17 protein-coding genes are annotated in these 17,837 nt (G+C 61.9%); 6 read left to right on the forward strand and 11 right to left on the reverse strand.

Features of this window, described 5'->3' with window-relative positions; all coding sequences use genetic code 11:
• Positions 1-44 precede the first annotated feature (44 nt).
• The 5 genes from D1223_RS01765 to D1223_RS01785 all read right to left on the reverse strand — a co-directional run bounded on the left by D1223_RS01765 (position 45) and on the right by D1223_RS01785 (position 2,812).
• Entirely contained in the window at positions 45-491 is a 447-nt protein-coding gene (locus D1223_RS01765; protein ID WP_119374686.1) for a cupin domain-containing protein, read from the reverse strand.
• Positions 492-555: 64 nt separating this feature from the next.
• A complete protein-coding gene (locus tag D1223_RS01770) occupies positions 556-771 on the reverse strand; it encodes a dodecin (RefSeq protein ID WP_119374687.1) in 216 nt (71 codons plus the stop codon).
• 114 nt (positions 772-885) lie between these two features.
• Positions 886-1,788: a M23 family metallopeptidase gene (locus D1223_RS01775; protein WP_119374688.1), complete on the reverse strand. Its 903-nt coding sequence runs from the start codon at positions 1,786-1,788 to the stop codon at positions 886-888.
• 15 nt (positions 1,789-1,803) lie between these two features.
• The gene (locus D1223_RS01780; protein WP_119374689.1) at positions 1,804-2,025 is read right to left on the reverse strand and encodes a DUF2093 domain-containing protein; all 222 of its coding nucleotides are present in this window, start codon (positions 2,023-2,025) and stop codon (positions 1,804-1,806) included.
• Positions 2,026-2,062: 37 nt separating this feature from the next.
• Positions 2,063-2,812 (reverse strand): hypothetical protein, encoded by a 750-nt coding sequence (locus D1223_RS01785; RefSeq protein WP_119374690.1) that lies wholly within the window; start codon positions 2,810-2,812, stop codon positions 2,063-2,065.
• A 181-nt stretch (positions 2,813-2,993) separates the two neighbouring features.
• On the opposite strand from D1223_RS01785, the gene recA reads away from it, so the two are divergent.
• Together recA and alaS are read left to right on the forward strand one after the other, a co-directional pair.
• The gene (recA, locus tag D1223_RS01790; RefSeq protein WP_119374691.1) at positions 2,994-4,091 is read left to right on the forward strand and encodes a recombinase RecA; all 1,098 of its coding nucleotides are present in this window, start codon (positions 2,994-2,996) and stop codon (positions 4,089-4,091) included.
• A 172-nt stretch (positions 4,092-4,263) separates the two neighbouring features.
• Positions 4,264-6,915 carry an alanine--tRNA ligase gene (gene alaS / locus D1223_RS01795; RefSeq protein ID WP_119374692.1) on the forward strand — a complete coding sequence of 884 codons (2,652 nt, stop codon included), beginning with the start codon at positions 4,264-4,266 and terminating at the stop codon, positions 6,913-6,915.
• 9 nt (positions 6,916-6,924) lie between these two features.
• On the opposite strand, the gene D1223_RS01800 is transcribed toward alaS, so the two are convergent.
• The 3 genes from D1223_RS01800 to D1223_RS01810 form a co-directional block, all read right to left on the reverse strand.
• A complete protein-coding gene (locus D1223_RS01800) occupies positions 6,925-7,578 on the reverse strand; it encodes a glutathione S-transferase (RefSeq protein ID WP_119374693.1) in 654 nt (217 codons plus the stop codon).
• Positions 7,578-8,516 carry an oxygen-dependent tRNA uridine(34) hydroxylase TrhO gene (gene trhO, locus D1223_RS01805; protein ID WP_119374694.1) on the reverse strand — a complete coding sequence of 313 codons (939 nt, stop codon included), beginning with the start codon at positions 8,514-8,516 and terminating at the stop codon, positions 7,578-7,580. The genes D1223_RS01800 and trhO overlap by 1 nt, the downstream gene beginning before the upstream one ends.
• 75 nt (positions 8,517-8,591) lie before the next feature.
• The gene (locus D1223_RS01810; protein ID WP_119374695.1) at positions 8,592-8,741 is read right to left on the reverse strand and encodes an entericidin A/B family lipoprotein; all 150 of its coding nucleotides are present in this window, start codon (positions 8,739-8,741) and stop codon (positions 8,592-8,594) included.
• Between the two features lie 127 nt (positions 8,742-8,868).
• On the opposite strand from D1223_RS01810, the gene purQ reads away from it, so the two are divergent.
• Together purQ and D1223_RS01820 are read left to right on the forward strand one after the other, a co-directional pair.
• On the forward strand, positions 8,869-9,531 hold the full coding sequence (gene purQ / locus D1223_RS01815; RefSeq protein WP_119374696.1) for a phosphoribosylformylglycinamidine synthase subunit PurQ: 663 nt from the start codon (positions 8,869-8,871) through the stop codon (positions 9,529-9,531).
• A gap of 69 nt (positions 9,532-9,600) precedes the next feature.
• Complete coding sequence (locus D1223_RS01820) at positions 9,601-10,797, forward strand: DUF418 domain-containing protein (protein ID WP_119374697.1); 1,197 nt, start codon at positions 9,601-9,603, stop codon at positions 10,795-10,797.
• Here D1223_RS01820 and D1223_RS01825 read toward each other — a convergent pair.
• Positions 10,723-11,898, reverse strand: coding sequence for a hypothetical protein (locus D1223_RS01825; protein ID WP_119374698.1), 1,176 nt, complete (start codon positions 11,896-11,898; stop codon positions 10,723-10,725). The two genes, D1223_RS01820 and D1223_RS01825, sit on opposite strands and share 75 nt — an antisense overlap.
• A 159-nt stretch (positions 11,899-12,057) precedes the next feature.
• On the opposite strand from D1223_RS01825, the gene D1223_RS01830 reads away from it, so the two are divergent.
• Positions 12,058-13,293, forward strand: coding sequence for a DUF3089 domain-containing protein (locus tag D1223_RS01830; protein WP_119374699.1), 1,236 nt, complete (start codon positions 12,058-12,060; stop codon positions 13,291-13,293).
• A gap of 20 nt (positions 13,294-13,313) precedes the next feature.
• On the opposite strand, the gene D1223_RS01835 is transcribed toward D1223_RS01830, so the two are convergent.
• The gene (locus tag D1223_RS01835) at positions 13,314-14,435 is read right to left on the reverse strand and encodes an FAD-dependent oxidoreductase (protein ID WP_119374700.1); all 1,122 of its coding nucleotides are present in this window, start codon (positions 14,433-14,435) and stop codon (positions 13,314-13,316) included.
• Positions 14,436-14,530: 95 nt separating this feature from the next.
• Positions 14,531-15,139, reverse strand: coding sequence for a hypothetical protein (locus tag D1223_RS01840; protein ID WP_119374701.1), 609 nt, complete (start codon positions 15,137-15,139; stop codon positions 14,531-14,533).
• A 128-nt stretch (positions 15,140-15,267) separates the two neighbouring features.
• Between D1223_RS01840 and purL the strand changes: the two genes are divergently transcribed.
• Complete coding sequence (purL, locus tag D1223_RS01845; RefSeq protein ID WP_119374702.1) at positions 15,268-17,517, forward strand: phosphoribosylformylglycinamidine synthase subunit PurL; 2,250 nt, start codon at positions 15,268-15,270, stop codon at positions 17,515-17,517.
• Positions 17,518-17,837 lie beyond the last annotated feature (320 nt).

Raw genomic sequence — 17,837 nt, forward strand, 5'->3', positions numbered from 1 at the left:
TTGCCTTGTTGCTTGCCGGTTGCAGCGCGGGTCGTCAGCCTCGTTCAGTGCTGATGGTCGGCACCCTCGCCGTGATGGTGGGCCTCGGCTTCATCGACAAGGATACGTTCTGGCTGGTCAGCGACATGGAGCCGAAAGACGATGGCCCGCGCCCCGTCTGGCCCGCCGCGCGGCGCGTGAATGGCTTCGGGTTCAATCACGAAGGCATCACCGGACTTCAGCTCTACGTCCGGCTTGCCCTGTTGGACATGGATTGCCGAGCCTGAGATGACATACACGAACTCTTCGCCGGGGTGGTAGTGGCGTGGCACCGTAGCGCCAGCGGGGATGACGACATCGGAAATGATCAGCTCATAGCCGTCCAGACCTGAAATGCCCGCACGGAGCATTTCGTTGGAGCCGGGCGGTGGTGTGGTCTCAGCCTGCTGGCTGGGCGCTGTAGCGCAGGCGGCCGCCAGGATGGCGCCCAGGCCGACAATCACGTTTTTCATTGTGTTCTCCCTCCTCAAGGAGGCAGAACACTGCGCTCGTCTGGCCCAGCGGGCAAGAGATCGCTTAGCTGGCCGCTTCGTATTTGAAGCCGATCTCCAGTGTTACCTGGTAGTAGGCCACCTTGCCGTCATTGATGTAGCCGCGCGTCGAGACGACTTCGAACCAGTCGAGATTGCGCAGCGTCTTGCGGGCGGTGGTCAACGCGCCGTCAATGGCGTCCTCGATCGAGGTGGGCGACGTGCCGACGATCTTGGTTACAGCGAAAGTATCAGCGGACATGAATTGCCTCCAGTCTTGCGGGGTAGGGATTACCCCATTCAATCCGGGAACTAGGCCGAAAGTTCCCGCTGTCACCTGAATCGGGTCTGCCGGGCCGGTCGCCCGCGAGGCGGATTACCGTCCCCAGTTCAGGAGCAGGGCCGGGTCGATGTAGAAGTCTCCATCGCGGCTGTCGCTGGCAGAATTGCGCCACTTCACGGCCCAGTGGAGGTGCGGCCCGGTTGTGCGTCCGGTATTGCCTGTCTTCCCCAGCGGTTCGCCCTGCGAGATCACGTGGCCTTCTTCCACCGTGACTTCGGAGAGGTGCAGGAAGACCGAAACAAGGCCGCCGCCATGGTCCAGAAAGACGGTGCCGCCTTCATAATAGAGATCGGGATCGGCCAGCACGACACGCCCGCCGGCTGGTGCATAGACCGGCGTTCCGGTTGGCACGGCGAAGTCGTACCCTTCATGCACCGAGATCTTCTCACAGGCCTCGCCATTGGCGCCGGTGCCGATATATTTGCGCGTCGGCCCGAACGGCGAGGAGGCCGGACCGTCGACCGGCTCGACGAAGCCGTCGCGCAATTGCGGGCCCGGGTTGAAGCTTGCAAAGGCGGCCTGCTTCTTTACCCAGCTTTCGGCGGCATGCTGTTTCTGAGCGTCTGTGCGTGCGTCGACCTTGTCGCAATTGAACCCATTGATCAGCCGGAAATCATCCTGGCGCGGGGCAATCGTCAGGCTGATTGGGGGGATGTCGCTCGCCAGCGGCTTGAGGCGCAGCGGCGAGGGTTCATCCTGACGCAGGCCGATCAGAACAGCTCCGGTTTCGTCGGTCTGCACGGTGCGAAGGTGTTCGCCGTCCGGTCCGGAAATCTCGATTTCCAGGTCAGCAGGGCCCTTGCATCGGATGAGGCCACTCTGCTTGGTAATGCCCGAACATGACAGGCTTTCGGCGGTGATCGGCTCGCCATTGGCGGCAGGCGCAGCTGTAGCCAGCAGCAGGGCAAGAAGGGTCAAGAGGCGCGGAAAAGGCATCGGCCTGGTCACCGCCTATTTCTGGCCGGGTATCATCCGGCTGGCGGCAGCCGCTGCGTCGACATAGGCTTCCTGGTGATCCACGCTCCAGTAACGTAGCGCCTGCAGCGGAATCTTTCGGCCCGTGACCGCACAGGTGACGTAATCGCCAGGGCTGATCACTTCGAGATCGGCGTCGAGATAGCGAATCTTGGCTTCGCCTGAGGTTTTTCCGGTACGCGTAAGCATGAGGCTCATAATGGGTCCAAATCGCCGCTATTGGAAGAGGCCAGACTCAGGGCCGGGGCCCCGGTGCGGTTGGCGCCGTGCCGTCAGCCGGGCGGTCGGGATTGGGCGTGCGGAAAATCAGTGACAGGCTGCGCATGTAGTCCATCGGCCATTCGCCAACACGCTGGCGATGGGTGGCACGCAGTACGATCTCGACAGCGACGTCCGGATGGCTGAACACCAGCGATTCATCGACTGCGCCTGCGCCCAGAGGGCTCGCCCCAGGGTCTGACGCGGTCCACTGTGCCATGGCTGGGCACTCTCCGAGCCGAGCGGCGATTTCGGACCGCTGGTCACGGTAGTCGTTGAGATAGGGCACTTCGCTATGGGCCAAGCCGAGCTGGCAGGTGACCTGGTTGTAAGCGGAGCTGGCCGTTGCGGGATCGGCCGCCGGGACCACGACGGTGCAATAATCCGCGCCGAGCGATTGCAGCGCGTTGCCGGCTGGATAAGTGCCGATGACGCTGCCTTGCGCGGTGCCCGCCGAAAGCGACGCAAAGCGGCTTGCAACAACGCCGGCGCGAATGATCTGCCCGATTTCTGTGCATAGCGGGTCTGCTGGCGGGGCGGGCTGCCGTACTTGCGGATAGGTCGGACGTTCGGGTGGTGCGGACTGGACTGTCGGGCTGAAGGGGAGCGTCGTCGGCGGCGCTTCCTGTTCGTCGGTCGGGGCTGCCTGCGCGAGGGCTGGAAGGGCTGGCAATTGGCCAATCGCCATTGCTGCTGCGAGAAACGGGAAGCGGACAGGCGCAATCATCTTGTTTCCTTGCTGCGGTTCGAAGCCGGAGTCTACGCCCTCGCCAACGCTGTGGGCAAGCCAGCAGGAACGGGCAAAAGTTTTTGTTTTGTTCTTGAGAACATTTGTGGTACAGACCTTTCCTCAGATGTGACGCCGGCCTTGCATTGCAGGGTCAGATATGGACCTAAGGAGACGACTCATGGCGAAACCTGCACTGCAACTCGTGGACAAGGAGTCCGGCTTGGACAAGCAGAAAGCACTCGAAACCGCTCTGTCGAACATAGAACGCTCCTTTGGCAAGGGATCGGTCATGCGGCTCGGCGACAAGAAAGTCTCCGATATCGAGTCGGTGTCGACCGGATCGCTCGGGCTCGATATCGCGCTCGGTATTGGCGGCCTGCCGCGCGGGCGCATCATCGAGATTTACGGGCCTGAAAGCTCTGGCAAGACGACGCTGTCGCTGCATGCGGTTGCCGAAGCCCAGAAAGATGGCGGCGTCTGCGCCTTCGTTGACGCAGAACACGCGCTTGATCCGAGCTATGCCGCCAAGCTCGGCGTCGACCTGGACGATCTGCTCGTTTCCCAGCCTGATACTGGCGAGCAGGCGCTGGAGATCGCCGACACGCTGGTGCGCTCGGGCGCTGTCGACCTGCTGGTCATCGACTCCGTGGCGGCCCTGACGCCGCGGGCCGAGATTGAAGGCGAGATGGGCGATTCTCTGCCTGGTCTGCAGGCCCGCCTGATGAGCCAGGCGCTGCGCAAGCTGACCGGCTCGATCTCAAAGTCGAAATGCATGGTGATCTTCATCAACCAGATTCGCATGAAGATCGGTGTCATGTTCGGCAGCCCGGAAACCACGACCGGCGGTAATGCGCTGAAATTCTATGCCTCGGTCCGCCTAGATATCCGCCGTATCGGCGCGATCAAGGATCGTGACGAAGTGATCGGCAACCAGACGCGCGTCAAGGTGGTCAAGAACAAGGTCGCTCCGCCTTTCCGGCAGGTCGAGTTCGACATCATCTACGGTGAGGGCATTTCGAAGACCGGCGAACTCATCGATCTCGGTGTGAAGTGTGAGGTCATAGAGAAATCCGGTTCCTGGTATTCCTACAAGGATGACCGGATCGGCCAGGGTCGCGAGAAGACACGGCAGTTCCTGAAGGACAATCCCGATATTGCCGACGAAATCGAAACGGCGATCCGCAAGCAGTCCGGTCTGTTGTCCGAAGTGCTTCTCAATGAGGACGGTGCACATGAGGATGACGACGGCGATGCGGGCGAAGCCGAAACAGGCTGAGAACCCGTTTCCGCTCTCTTATCAATTGCAGTAGATCAGACCTTGCGGCGGGCCAGACGCTTGGCGCGCCGCAGGTGACCCTTTATATCGCCCTTAGGCGGGGGCTGGCCATCCACGATATGGCAGGCCCCATGGGCAATCAGGCCCGCTGGCGGATAAAGACGGTACACGGATGACAAGCGTCAACGAGCTTCGGGAAACCTTCCTCTCCTTTTTCGAAAGCAAGGGCCACACGCGCAAGGCGTCGGCGCCGCTCGTGCCGGACAATGATCCGACCCTGCTTTTCGTGAATGCCGGCATGGTGCCGTTCAAGAATATTTTCACCGGCGCCGAAACGCCGTTCGCGCCGCGTGCGACCAGTTCCCAGAAATGCGTGCGAGCCGGCGGCAAGCACAACGATCTCGACAATGTCGGTTACACCGCCCGCCATCACACTTTCTTCGAGATGCTCGGCAATTTCTCCTTCGGTGACTATTTCAAGGATGACGCCATTGATTTCGCCTGGGAGCTGGTGACGAAGGAATTCGGCCTGGCAAAAGACCGGCTGCTCGTCACGGTCTATGCTGAGGACGATGAAGCTGCGGCGATCTGGAAGAAAGTTGCCGGCCTCTCGGACGACCGCATCATCCGCATTCCCACCTCGGATAATTTCTGGTCGATGGGAGATACCGGTCCTTGCGGGCCCTGTTCGGAAATCTTTTTCGATCACGGCCCCGGCGTGCCCGGCGGTCCGCCCGGATCGCCGGATGAGGATGGCGACCGTTTCATCGAGATATGGAACCTGGTCTTCATGCAGTTCGACCAGCAACAAGGCGGTTCGCGGGTCGACCTGCCCAAGCCCTCGATCGATACCGGTATGGGGCTGGAGCGGATGGCCGCCGTCCTGCAGGGCAAGCACAACAATTACGAGACAGACCTCTTCATGAAGCTGATTGCGGCGGAAGAGGATGTCTACAAGGCCAAGGCGGCAGGCGATCACCTGGCCTCTTTCCGGGTCATCGCTGATCATCTTCGCACCTCCGCCTTCCTGATCGCCGATGGCGTGACGCCATCGAATGAGGGCCGCGGCTATGTGCTCCGCCGGATCATGCGCCGGGCCATGCGCCACGGGCACATTCTCGGCGCTCGCGAGCCGGCCATGTACAAGCTGGTCCAGACCCTGGCCGACGAAATGGGCGATGCCTATCCTGAGCTGCACCGCGCCCAGCCGGCTATCGAAGCCGCTCTTGAACAGGAAGAAGCCCGCTTTCAACGCACGCTCGGCCGCGGACTGGCGCTGCTGGAAGAGGCGACCGAGGGGCTTGGCGAAGGCAGCGAACTGCCCGGTGAAACCGCCTTCAAGCTGTACGATACGTTCGGTTTTCCGCTCGACCTGACGCAGGATATCCTGCGCGGCCGTGGCATGGGCGTAGACCAGTCCGGCTTCGATGCCGCCATGGCCGAGCAGAAAAAGGCGGCACGCGAAGCCTGGTCCGGATCCGGCGACAAAGCGTCCGAGGCCGTCTGGTTCCGCGTGCGTGACAAGACCGGTCCGACCGAATTCCTTGGCTATGCCGGCACGGAAGGCCAGGGTACGCTGAAAGCCATCGTCAGCGCTGGCGCCATGCAGGATACCTGCAGCGGCGGCGAATGCGAACTCGTCTTCGACCGAACCCCCTTCTATGCTGAAAGTGGCGGTCAGGCCGGTGACCATGGCGAAATCCACTTTGAGAACGGCGCCCGCTTCATTGTCCGCGATGTGCAGAAGCGCGCTGGCGACCTGCACGTCCATATTGGCGAACTGACCGATGGTTCGATTGCTCCCGGCGACCGCGCAACCTTGCAGGCCGCCGCACAGCGCCGGCAGCGCATCCGCGCCAACCACTCGGCCACGCACCTGCTGCATGCCGCGCTACGTAGCGTGCTCGGTCCTCACGTTACCCAGAAGGGCTCGCTCGTCGAGGAGGACCGGCTGCGTTTCGACTTCTCTCATGGTGGCCCGGTCACGCCGGCCGAACTTGAGGCGATTGAAAACCAGGTCAACGCCGTGATCCGTCAGAATGACGAAGCCCGCATTGAGGTGATGGCACCGGACGAGGCGATCGAGGCCGGGGCGCTGGCGCTGTTCGGCGAGAAATATGGCGACGAAGTTCGTGTGCTTTCCATGGGGCGCCCGCTTGAAGACGGTTCACGTCCATATTCTGTCGAACTCTGCGGTGGCACACACGTCGCCCGGACCGGCGATATTGCCGCTTTCGTGATCACGTCTGAAGGCGGTGTCTCGGCTGGTGTCCGCCGGATCGAAGCGGCGACGGGCGCCGAAGCGCTCGACTTCCTGAAGGCGCGTGCGCAGGTCGCGCTCGACCTTGCTGACCAGCTCAAGGTTCCCCTGAAAGATGTTGGCCGCAAGGTCGCGCAGCTCAACGAAGAGCGCCGTACCCTGGAGCGGGAGCTGGCCGATGCCAAGCGCAAGCTCGCCATGGGCGGCGGCGGATCGTCCGCGCCCGCTGGTCCTGAAGAGGTCGGCGGCTACAAGCTTATCGCGCGCGTGGCTGAAGGCGTAGGCGGTAAGGATCTTCGCGGGCTCATCGATGAGGCCAAGGCAAAGATGGGGTCCGGCATTGCCGTGTTTATCGGCGTCAATGACGGCAAGGCCGCTGTGGCTGTCGGCGTGACAGAAGACCTGACCGATAAGGTGTCGGCGGTCGACCTGGTACGCGTGGCTGCTGCGGAAGTCGGCGGCAAGGGTGGCGGCGGCCGGCCAGACATGGCCCAGGCTGGTGGCCCGGACGGCGCCAAGGCCGAAGCCGCGCTGGATGCGGTACGCAAGGCGCTGGCAGGCTAAGGCCGGAATTCAGGCAGCTTTCGGGAACAGAGGCTCCTCATCGCCCGGTTTCCATTGAGGAAATTTCGGCATGATCGCCTTGAAGCGCTGGCTCTCCAGGTGGGTTGAGAGCCAGCGCTGCAGGTGTGGCCACGGCTGGGCGTCGAACCAGCCCCTGTCGGTATTCGCGAACTGCCGGACGAAGGGCACGATCGCCATGTCGGCGAGCGAAACCTGGGCGCCAAAAAGCTGCGGCTTGCCAGACAGCCGCGCATCAAGCGCTTCAAGGAATTCGCCGCCTTCTGCGCGGTGGTGTTCGAAGTCTGCGCCCTCATAGCGCGCTGCATATTTGTAGCGGTCGAGATGGTGCTTGAAGCCGGAATCATTGTCCGAAATCAGGGAGAGCATGTCCTCGAGCGTGCCCATGTCTGGACTGAGCCAGTTTTCAGGATCGTTCGCGCGCAGGGCGTGGAGCATGACGTCAAGGCTCTCATCAATCACCGTCCCGTCAGGCAGGACAAGCACGGGAACCGTGCCCTTAGGTGAGGCCTCGAGCATTGCAGTCGGCTTGTCCCTCAGCACCACCTCGCGCAGACGGCATTCCAGCCCCGCCGAGGCAATGGCGAGGCGGGCACGCATGGCATAGGGGCACCGGCGAAAGGAATAGAGAACCGGGCGGCTCATCAGCTCGATGATTTGGCTGGTGCCCGGCCGATATGCGCCTGTCCGCGCTGCCGGGCGAGATCGACCTGCTTCTGCCGCTCGGCGAAACGGATGCGCTGCGCGTCGGTCAGCTGGTCATGACAGGCCGGGCAGCAGATGCCTTCCTCAAAACGCGGATCTGACCGGTCGGCTTGGCTGACGGGCCGCTTGCAACCATGGCAGAGATCGTAGCTGCCGAGTTCCAGGCCATGGCCGACCGAGACGCGCTGGTCGAAGACGAAGCACTCGCCGCGCCATTTGCTTTCGGGCTCTGGAATGGTTTCCAGGTATTTCAGGATGCCGCCCTTGAGATGGTAGACCTCATCAATCCCTTCGGCCTTCACAAAACTCGTCGCCTTTTCGCAGCGGATGCCGCCGGTACAGAACATGGCGATCTTTGGCGTACGGCCCTGTTCTTCAAGCTGTTGACGAAAATTGCGAAACCACTCCGGAAAGTCCCGGAAGGTCTCGGTTTCCGGGTCGATGGCGCCGTCGAAGGTGCCGATCGCATATTCGTAATCGTTGCGTGTATCGATTAGCACCGTATCGGGATCGCTGATCAGGGCATTCCAGTCTTCCGGCGCCACATAAGTTCCGACCAGCTGGTTCGGGTCGGTGTCTGGCACGCCCATCGTGACAATCTCGCGCTTTTGCCGGACTTTCAGCCGCCAGAATGGCATGGCCTCGGCATGGCTTTCCTTCCACTCGAGGTCGGCGCAGCCCGGCAGGGCGCAGAGGGCTGTCATGGCGCTGTCCAGGCCAGAGCCTTCTGCGGCAATGGTGCCGTTGATCCCCTCACGGGCGACCAGAACCGTGCCTTTCGCACCGGCGGCCATGAGCGCGGCTTCAACCTGTCCGCGGATGGCACCCGGATCGGCGAACGGGGTAAACTTGTAGAAGGCGGAAACGCGGATACTCATCCCCGGGCTTATGCCAGAGGTGCGGTCCAGAGGCCAGATTGGACGGGCAGAGCGGCTGCCCGGCAGGCTGCGCGCCTAGTCCATCTTGTCCTTGGTGGATTCCGCGGTGTCACTGACCACATCGCCAGCGGCGGAGACATCCTTGCCGATGCCGCTGATCGTGTTGCAGGCCGACAGAACCGGGAGGGCAAACAGGGCGGTAAAAACCAGAATCAGCTTTTTCATGAGCTTCGCTCCTTAACCAATGGCCAGCATATTCTCTGGTCAGGCGAATATGGCAATCGGAAAATTCGGCACAAGCTTCAGATATCGCTTGTTCCCTTCGGCCCCGACTCCCTGCTAATGGAGCGCCATGAAAAGCGCTGTCATCGTTTTCCCCGGTTCGAATTGTGATCGAGACGCTCAGGTCGCACTGGCGAGCCTGACCGGCGAGGAGCCGGTCATGGTCTGGCACAAGGACGGGCAGATCCCTGACGGGACCGACCTGATCATGGTGCCTGGCGGGTTCTCCTATGGCGACTATCTGCGCTGCGGCGCTATGGCAGCCAACTCACCAGTCATTTCTGCGTTGAAGCGTCATGCCGAGCGTGGCGGCTATGTGCTGGGCGTCTGCAACGGCTTCCAGGTCCTGACGGAGACGCGTCTGCTGCCTGGTGCGCTCTTGCGGAATGCCGGCCTCGACTTTGTCTGCAAGCCGCAGGCGCTGAAGGTCGAAAACTCAAATACGGCCTTCACAAGCGCCTATGCGGGCAAGGACGAAATCAGCGTTCCGATCGCCCATCATGACGGCAATTATGTCGCGGACGAGGAAACGTTGGACCGGCTGGAAGGGGAAGGCCGCGTGGCGTTCCGCTATGCCGGCAACCCGAATGGGTCAGCCCGCGATATTGCAGGTATCCTGTCAGAGAATGGACGGGTCCTGGGGCTGATGCCCCATCCCGAGCGCGCCATTGGCGGCCATGAGGGCGGCGAAGATGGCCGTGGCATGTTCGAGAGTCTGCTCGCGGCTATCTGACCGGTTCGTCCTAGGCCGGACCGGAAAGTTCGGCTAGTCTCCCGCCAGGAACAGGACAGGGAGGGCCTCGTGTCCTATCTCCAGGAAACCCGCGATGCGGGCCGGGAAGTGTTTCCCGATCTTGCGCGTGCCTGCGCGCTGATCGGGATCGCGCTCGTCAATGTTGCGGTGTTTTCGCATCCGATGATGGGCGGTTATTCGGCTGAGGGCGCACTCGAAGGGGCCGACAAATGGTCCTATTTCATCGTCAACGCCTTCTTCCTGATGAAGTCGTACACGCTGTTCTCCTTCATGTTCGGGGTCGGCTTCGCCTACCAGATGAAGTCTGCCGAGCGCCGGGGCGTCGGCTTTGCCGGGCGGTACTGGCGGCGAAGCATCGGTCTTCTGGTCCTCGGCCTGCTGCATGTCGCCTTGCTTTTCCAAGGCGATATCCTGGTGATCTATGCCATCCTCGGCTGCCTGCTCTTCCTGTTCCGGAACATGGGTGAATCGGGCCTGATCCGCTGGGCCATCGCGCTCTATGCGGTGCAGATTCTAGTCGTCGTCCTCGCCTCCGGTTCTTTCATCGCCGGCATGGCGTTCGCGCCCGAGGCGATGCAGGAACAGATCGCCATGAATGACGAGCTGATCGTCTCGGCTAATGAAGCCTATGGCAGCGGAACCTTTGCCGATTCCATCGCGCAGCGGTTTACCGAGTGGGGCCAGGTGATCACCTTCGGCATGATGATGCAGGGTATCGGCGCGATGGCCTTCTTCGTCTTCGGCCTGGCGGCGGTCCGGATGGGGTCGATTGCCGATCCCGCCCGCCCGTTCTGGAAACGCTGCCGGCATGTCTTCCTGCCCATCGGTGTGACCGGCAGCGCCGTGGGGGCCTGGTTCATGGTCAATGCGGAAGGCGGCATGATGTCGACCGGCGCGATGATCGGCATGATGTTTATCGTCGCGTTCAGCCCCTTCTCGACGGCGGGCTATCTCGGCCTGATCGCGAAATGGGCGGAGAAACCGCAGGGCGCGTTCAAGATCTTCCTTGCGCGCGGCGGGACGGCATCCCTGACGGCCTACCTGCTGCAGAGCGTGATCTTCTCGCTGGTCTTCAACAATTACGGGCTTGGCTATTTCGGCGAGATGGGCGCTGCTGTGACCATCCTGCTGGCGCTTGCTGTCGGCTTCGGTTCGATTGCCTCTACGAGCCTATGGCGCCTGGCGTTCCCACGCGGCCCCATGGAATTTCTCCTCCGCCGCTGGACGTATCTTGGAGCGCGTTGAGGCCGGTGGAATGCGAAGGGCGAAGAACAGGTCTCCTTCGAAACCGGATGGCGACCAGTCGGCCTGCAGCCCGGCAGAGGATGGCTCAAAGGCGGCATGTGCCGGGTCATAATTGCTGTTGCGGACAAAGCGCAGGCCGGTCCCCGAATAGCAGACCTCTTCGAAACGGCTTGAAAACGGCAGCTTCAGGCGAGACAGCCGGGCATTGCGGGCAACGGCTTTGGCTGCATTGATCATGGGCGGCAATGCAATAGCCGGATCAACCCCCGGACGAACGGCGAGGTCGATGATCTCCAGCTCCGCCGGCTCAAACGAGTTCGGCTTGGTAATGGCCAGCTGGATAAGTCCGTCGAGACCATCCTTGCCTTCCAGACCAAGCAGCGCGATGCGGCCCGGCGCGTCAGGGTCAGCCATCTGGTAGGCGTAAACGCTGGCGGAGCGGTCGGGCACGGCGCGCGAGCCCATATGGGCCGCGGTGTTGAACTCCTCGATCAATTCGCCGTCACCCCGGCGCAGCGGATCAAGCGGCAGGATATTGCCGCGTCCGGGCAGGGCCCGTTCGAGCGTGCGCGGGGCCCCGCCAAAGAATTCACGGCGCGACAGCCAGTCATAAAGCACTTCATCCCGGGCCAGGCGGGTCATGACGTGACCGGCCACCATGGTCATCGAGTGAATCGGCCATTCGATCCGCTCGCGGCCCTGCGGGCCCAGCCAGGCGGTGAGCCCGATGCGCTTGTGGAAGTCACCGGCAATGGCATTGTTGTTCAGTGTGTAGATCGCCGACCCGCCATGCGTCTGCAGGGCGCGCCGGGCAAGCGCAAAGCCAGCGCCGCGGCCATCTGGTCCGGAAATGAAGGTGTGACCGCAAATCGCTGTCTGGAGACGGCCATTGACGTGAAACCGGCGGGCCTGGAGCCCGATCATGGCCACGAGCGTATTTCTGCGCTCGGCCACGAGGGCCGGCGCTATGTCGCCCTGCTCGGGATTCTCGAACAGCGCCCAGTGCCAGCTTTCCGCGCTTCGCACCGGAAAGCCGGCGCTCTTGACCAGCTTGGCTATGGCGCTGACATCACCTGGCCTGACTGCGCGGATCGAAATCATGTCGTTTTTTTCCTCCCGATCTCAGGAGGTTAGCAGCATAAGCCTCAGACATGTTTAATCGGTGCCGTGAGATTTCACGCTTTCGAAAAACAGTTTTTGCGCGATGTACGAGAAGCTGTTTATCTTTCGGGAAATGACAAAAGGGCTGGAGGAAACGGGATGACACTCAGACTTGCGGGATTTGCCGCGCTCGGCGCGTTGCTGGCGGCGTGCGGACAATCGGCGGAAAACACAGAGATCGCGGACACGCCCGACGCGGCCGCTTCTTCGGATGAGAGCGCCGATGCTGGAAATGAGGATGCACAGACCCCTGCAGGTCCTGAAGCGGCCGATTATGCCAGTATGGACAATTGGCTCTGCCATCCCAACAAGGCCGACAGTGCCTGCGAGAAAGACTTGTCGTACACGGTCGTGAATGGCGATGGGGCGCTAGATGTCGTGCCATTCGAGGCCGCCGAGAACCCGCCAGTCGACTGCTTCTACGTCTATCCGACCATATCCTTTGACACGACGCCCAATAGTGACCTTGTCGCCGGTGCTGAGGAGAAGCGCGTTGCCGCGACCCAGTTTGGCGCCTTTGCTGAAACATGCCGGCTGTTCGCCCCGGTCTACCGGCAGGTCACGCTCACGCATCTTCAATCGATGATGGCTGGCGGTGAGTTCAAAGCCGACGCCGAACTTGCCTATGGCGATGTGAAGGCAGCCTGGGACCGCTACCTGGAGACGGAGAACAATGGCCGCGGTGTCGTTCTTGTCGGTCACTCACAGGGCGCGCGCGTCATAGACCAGTTGCTCCGCCGGGATGTTTTCGGAACACCTGCGGAAGACCTGGTCGTGTCCGCGATGCCGATTGGCTACAATGTCTATGGCGACGCTGAGACAGGCAATGTTGGCCCATTCGAACCATGCGTCACAAAGGGCCAGACGCAATGTGTTGTGGCTTATGTCTCTTTCCGCTCTGACGGGCCGCCCCCGGCTGAAAGCCGCTTCGGCACCGCCGGACCAGATGGGCAACGCGCGCTCTGCATCAATCCCGGCAAGCTGTCTGGTGACGATGGTGTCATGGATGCACGCCTTGCCAAGGCCGGTTTCTTCGGACTGGACAATGCCTCCTTCGTGGAGGGTGCTTCCATCGAGACGCCTTATGCAGCCATGCCCGGCATGCTGTCGGCGCAGTGTGTGGAAACCGATGGCCACACCTATCTGGCGATTGAAGTGTCCGGTGATCCCGCCGACCCGCGCGCCGACGACATCATCGGGGATGTTGTGGTCGGAGGCGAAGTGCTTGCAGACTGGGGGCTCCACCTGATCGACATGAATGTCGCCATGGGCAACCTTGTCGACATCGTGAAGGCGCAGGCCGAGACTTGGGTTGCCGAACAGGCGGGTGACTAGGTCGGGACCTGTGCCGCCGGTCAGCTGCTGGCAGACAGCCGGTTAGCGAGTTCAGCGTGCCCCTCGACCATGCGCTTGATCTGGGCGGGATCCGGCTCCATCGCCGTCTCGCCCATTTCGTGCGTGCCACCGAGGACGATACCGGTCTTTCGCGGAAACATGTAGAGCACGCCCTCTGCGGTCGGCGCGACATAGGAATAATCGATCTCCGGCTGGGGCAGCAGGTGCGAGAGCTGGCCGCGTATGGGCACCAGGCTCTCATCGCCAAACAGGTCTCGCGCGCCGAGGCCGGTGCAGTTGACGATGACCGGCTCGGGGAGGGCTTCCACGTCGGAGAGGCCTGAAAGGCGCGTGCCGATGAAGTGCGCACCGGCGATCTGGGCATCCTGCATGATCTCGTCGAGGTAAAAATCAGGATCGATGATCATGGCCCTGAACCGCTCCATGAAGGCGTAGCCGAACAGCGTGTTCTCATGCGCCCGCTGCAGCTCGGGATAGATATCGTCGCCGCCCGGCAGCGAGTCGTATGCGACCGGCGTGCGTCTCGAGAGGGCATGGTGGTCTGCCCAATAGACGCCATAGCCGGGACGATTGACGTAGGGCAGGAAGCCGCGATGGGCTGCGCGGATCAGCAAGTGGTTGCGGCGGAGAAAGTCAGGCGTGGCTACGTTACGGTCGAAATAGCCTGTTGGAAACCAGAGAACGCCTGCGATGTTGGATGTGGTATGCGGTGGAAGATGCTCGGCATAGACGGTAACGGCATGGCCGCGCCGGGCGAGAATGAGGGCCGTCGTCAGCCCCATCACGCCCGCGCCCAGAACAGCGATGGGGCCGCCCTCTGCTGCATGGGCGGCCAGTTCGGCGGCGACCGGGCTGGTGCCCCAGCTCATCGTGACACCGCAGCCGCCGTGGCCATAATTATGGATAATGGTTTTTCCACCCAGCGCCTCTGCCTCCAGCCTGTAGCCCTGCGGCCGATACGGGCGCAAGCCGACCACAGTGCGTGTCACCCGCTGCATGGATGACTGGACAGGAGGGTAGGTCCGTCCAGGCTGGTAGGTCTTCAGCGAGGGTACCGGCATGGATGTGCATGCACCCAGCGAGGAGAGGCCGAGGCCCGATAGCATGTCCCGTCGTCTCATCGCATCCCTCGCTTTTTGCGCTCCGCCAGATACAGGAAAGGCCGGACACCAAGAGTCGCCCGGCCTTCCATCAGGTCTGAATTGCTGGCGCCGGTTTATTCGCCGTCTTCTTCTTCTTCGCTTTCCGGGCGCTGATAGCTGATGTCGGGACGGCAGTCGGCCACGATCTGGCGGGCCGCTTCGCTTGCCGGAATGGTGGCAACGTCCGAGTCATCGATCACGACGCGGATTACGCCTTTGGCCGAACCCATCATCGTTGCGAAATAGTCGTTGATCGAGGTGGTGATGTTCACCGGATTATCGGCCGCGACATAGGCCTTCGAGCCCGCCGAGGTGTAGATCGCGATGGAGGACTGTTCCGACAGTTCATAATCGTCGGGCAGGTAGCGCAGCATGGAGACCGAGTTGGCCTGGCCTTCCTCGCCGGACTGGCAGACCACGGCGAGTTGGGCCTCACCGTCGATATCTGAGAATACGGCGGCCGGCGCACGGCTGATCGTGGTGGTTTCCCACTCGCCTTCCATCGCGTCGTCCGTTGCTTCGGTCGATGTCACGGCGTATTCGAAATCGGCGAGCTGGATCGACGTGACGCTGCCGTCGCTGCCTTCCGGGTGCGGGGTAGGCATCCGCGCGTCCGGGTCGACGCTGCCGCCGCCACAGGCTGCGAGGGCGAGGGCTGCGAGGCTCAATGGGAGATGGCGCATGGAAATTCCTCCAATCCAATCGGATTCGTAACTCGAAAACTGTTCACAAGTTTCGGTTTAAGCAACCCTGACAGGAATTTCCACCTTCTAATCTGGCGACTCGCAGCAGTTGTGGTTATGGAGCGCGCATGACAGACACATCCGCCATCCTGGCCCACCTCAAGGCCGAGCAGACCGAGACCGACGCAGCCGGCCATGGCATCAATGCCGAGGAATGGGACCGCCTCGTCACCCGGCTTGGCCGCAATCCAAATCTTGTCGAGCTCGGCATCTATTCGGTGATGTGGTCGGAGCACTGCTCCTACAAGTCCTCACGGCGCCATCTCTCCAAGTTCCCGACCAAGAATGACCGCGTCATCCAGGGGCCGGGCGAAAATGCGGGCGTGATCGATATTGGTGACGGGCAGGCGGCCATCTTCAAGATGGAGAGCCACAACCACCCTTCATACATCGAGCCATACCAGGGCGCTGCGACGGGCGTTGGCGGTATCCTGCGCGATGTCTTCACCATGGGCGCGCGTCCGATTGCGCTGGTCAATGCGCTGCGCTTCGGCTCGCCGGATCACCCGAAGACGCGCTCGCTTGTGGCTGGCGTTGTTTCCGGCATTGGTGGCTATGGCAATTGCGTGGGCGTGCCGACCGTGGCCGGCGAGACGCAGTTCGACGAGGGCTACAATGGCAACATCCTCGTCAACGCGATGGCCGTCGGCCTCGCGGACCAGGACAAGATTTTCTATGCGCGCGGCGCAACGCCCGGAAACCCGATCTTCTATGTCGGCTCGAAGACCGGCCGCGATGGCATCCATGGCGCGACCATGGCGTCGGCTGAATTCTCCGAAGGCGACGAGGAAAAGCGCCCGACCGTGCAGGTGGGCGATCCGTTTACTGAAAAGCTGCTGATCGAGGCGTGCCTTGAACTGATGGCAACCGATGCCATCCAGGCGATCCAGGATATGGGGGCAGCGGGGCTGACGTCCTCATCGGTCGAGATGGCCGACAAGGGCGGCATCGGCATCGAGATGGACCTCGACAAAGTGCCCCAGCGCGAAGAGGGCATGACCGCCTATGAGATCATGCTGAGCGAAAGCCAGGAGCGGATGCTCATGGTGCTCAAGCCCGGCAAGGAAGACGTCGCGAAGGCGATCTTCGACAAGTACGATCTCGACGCCGAAGTGATCGGCGTGACCACCGATACCGGCCATATGGTGCTCAAGCAGTTCGGCGAGGTGGTCTGCGATATTCCCGTGCCGCCGCTGGCCGAAGACGCACCGAATTATGACCGGCCATGGGTCGAGCCGCGCACTCGCCAGCCCTTCGACATCTCGAAGTATCCAGAGCCTGAGGATTATGGCGAGGTTCTGCTGAAGCTCATGTCCTCGCCTGACATGGCGTCCAAGCGCTGGATCTGGGAGCAATATGACCGCCACGTCATGGGCGACACGATCGACAGCTCGCAGTCCATGGGCGACGCCGCCATCGTGCGTATCCACGGCACCAACAAGGCGTTGGCGATCTGTTCCGACTGCAACCCGCACTATGTCGCCGCTGACCCGTATGAGGGCGGCAAGGCCGTGGTCGCCGAGGCCTACCGTAACCTCTCAGCCGTTGGCGCAACGCCGATTGCGATCACCGACAATCTCAATTTCGGCAATCCGGAAAAGCCCGCCACCATGGGCTATATCGTCAAGGCCATCGAAGGCATGGCCGAGGCCTGCCGCGTGCTCGATTTCCCCGTCGTTTCCGGCAATGTCAGCCTCTACAACGAGACCGATGGCAAGGCGATCCCGCCCACGCCAGTGGTTGGCGGCGTGGGGCTGATCGAGGACGTCTCGAAGGTCGCAACGCTGAAAGGCGCGCAGTCCGGCGACGCGTTGTTTGTCATCGGACCTGATGCGGGACATCTGGGTGCTTCACTTTATGCGCGTGAATGGCTTGGTCTGAAAGGTGACGACCTCGGCCCGCCACCGCCTGTGAATCTGGATGAAGCCGTCCACGTCGCTGCGGGCATTCGCAAGCTTGTCCGCGAGGGAGCCGTTCATGCGATTCATGATATCAGCGATGGCGGATTGGCCTGCGCTGTGGCGGAATTGGCTCTGTCCGCGGGCCTTGGTGCGGACATATACGGGCCGGGCGCAGGCCGCGCCGGTTTCCTGTTCGGTGAAGATCAGAACCGCTACGTTGTTGCCGTCGCGGCGGCTGGTGCCGATGCAATGCACCAGAGGCTCAAGTCACTTGGTCTGAGTTTTGTCCAGGTCGGTACGATCACTACGGACTCGATAAACTTTGTTCTTGTCGATTCAGCCCCTCAATCGCTTTCCCTCGCCACCCTGCGCGAAGCGCATGAAGGCTGGCTGCCGCGTTACATGAAGGGCGAATAGCGACCCGGTCTGGTCTTTTAAGACGGATTTCAAAAAAATCGGCATCCGGGTGATCCAGCTGAGATCACTCGCCGTAAGCGTGTTTAGAGGAGATTGTCCCGCGCAGTGTTCGTCGCCTGCGTCTCATCTCTCCTCGCTGAGCGCGCTGACCGGTCCGGTTCCCCTCCCTCTCCGAACCAACAGGGTCAGCGCGCATATTTTTCTGAGAACTGGCGGCAAACAGGAACAGTCATCCGGGCTGTCCGTCAAAACGCGGAAGAATCTGCCGGGCGCTGATTGACCTTCTGCTGGCTTGGCGCTTGGCTGCAGCCAGTATGGAG

The organism is Henriciella mobilis, assembly GCF_003576285.1.
Classification (GTDB): domain Bacteria; phylum Pseudomonadota; class Alphaproteobacteria; order Caulobacterales; family Hyphomonadaceae; genus Henriciella; species Henriciella mobilis.

Coding starts and splice junctions, on each gene's coding strand:
- D1223_RS01765 (WP_119374686.1), bottom strand. CDS start 491: ATGAAAAACGTGATTGTCGGCCTGGGCGCCATCCTGGCGGCCGCCTGC.
- D1223_RS01770 (WP_119374687.1), bottom strand. CDS start 771: ATGTCCGCTGATACTTTCGCTGTAACCAAGATCGTCGGCACGTCGCCC.
- D1223_RS01775 (WP_119374688.1), bottom strand. CDS start 1,788: ATGCCTTTTCCGCGCCTCTTGACCCTTCTTGCCCTGCTGCTGGCTACA.
- D1223_RS01780 (WP_119374689.1), bottom strand. CDS start 2,025: ATGAGCCTCATGCTTACGCGTACCGGAAAAACCTCAGGCGAAGCCAAG.
- D1223_RS01785 (WP_119374690.1), bottom strand. CDS start 2,812: ATGATTGCGCCTGTCCGCTTCCCGTTTCTCGCAGCAGCAATGGCGATT.
- recA (WP_119374691.1), top strand. CDS start 2,994: ATGGCGAAACCTGCACTGCAACTCGTGGACAAGGAGTCCGGCTTGGAC.
- alaS (WP_119374692.1), top strand. CDS start 4,264: ATGACAAGCGTCAACGAGCTTCGGGAAACCTTCCTCTCCTTTTTCGAA.
- D1223_RS01800 (WP_119374693.1), bottom strand. CDS start 7,578: ATGAGCCGCCCGGTTCTCTATTCCTTTCGCCGGTGCCCCTATGCCATG.
- trhO (WP_119374694.1), bottom strand. CDS start 8,516: ATGAGTATCCGCGTTTCCGCCTTCTACAAGTTTACCCCGTTCGCCGAT.
- D1223_RS01810 (WP_119374695.1), bottom strand. CDS start 8,741: ATGAAAAAGCTGATTCTGGTTTTTACCGCCCTGTTTGCCCTCCCGGTT.
- purQ (WP_119374696.1), top strand. CDS start 8,869: ATGAAAAGCGCTGTCATCGTTTTCCCCGGTTCGAATTGTGATCGAGAC.
- D1223_RS01825 (WP_119374698.1), bottom strand. CDS start 11,898: ATGATTTCGATCCGCGCAGTCAGGCCAGGTGATGTCAGCGCCATAGCC.
- D1223_RS01830 (WP_119374699.1), top strand. CDS start 12,058: ATGACACTCAGACTTGCGGGATTTGCCGCGCTCGGCGCGTTGCTGGCG.
- D1223_RS01835 (WP_119374700.1), bottom strand. CDS start 14,435: ATGAGACGACGGGACATGCTATCGGGCCTCGGCCTCTCCTCGCTGGGT.
- D1223_RS01840 (WP_119374701.1), bottom strand. CDS start 15,139: ATGCGCCATCTCCCATTGAGCCTCGCAGCCCTCGCCCTCGCAGCCTGT.
- purL (WP_119374702.1), top strand. CDS start 15,268: ATGACAGACACATCCGCCATCCTGGCCCACCTCAAGGCCGAGCAGACC.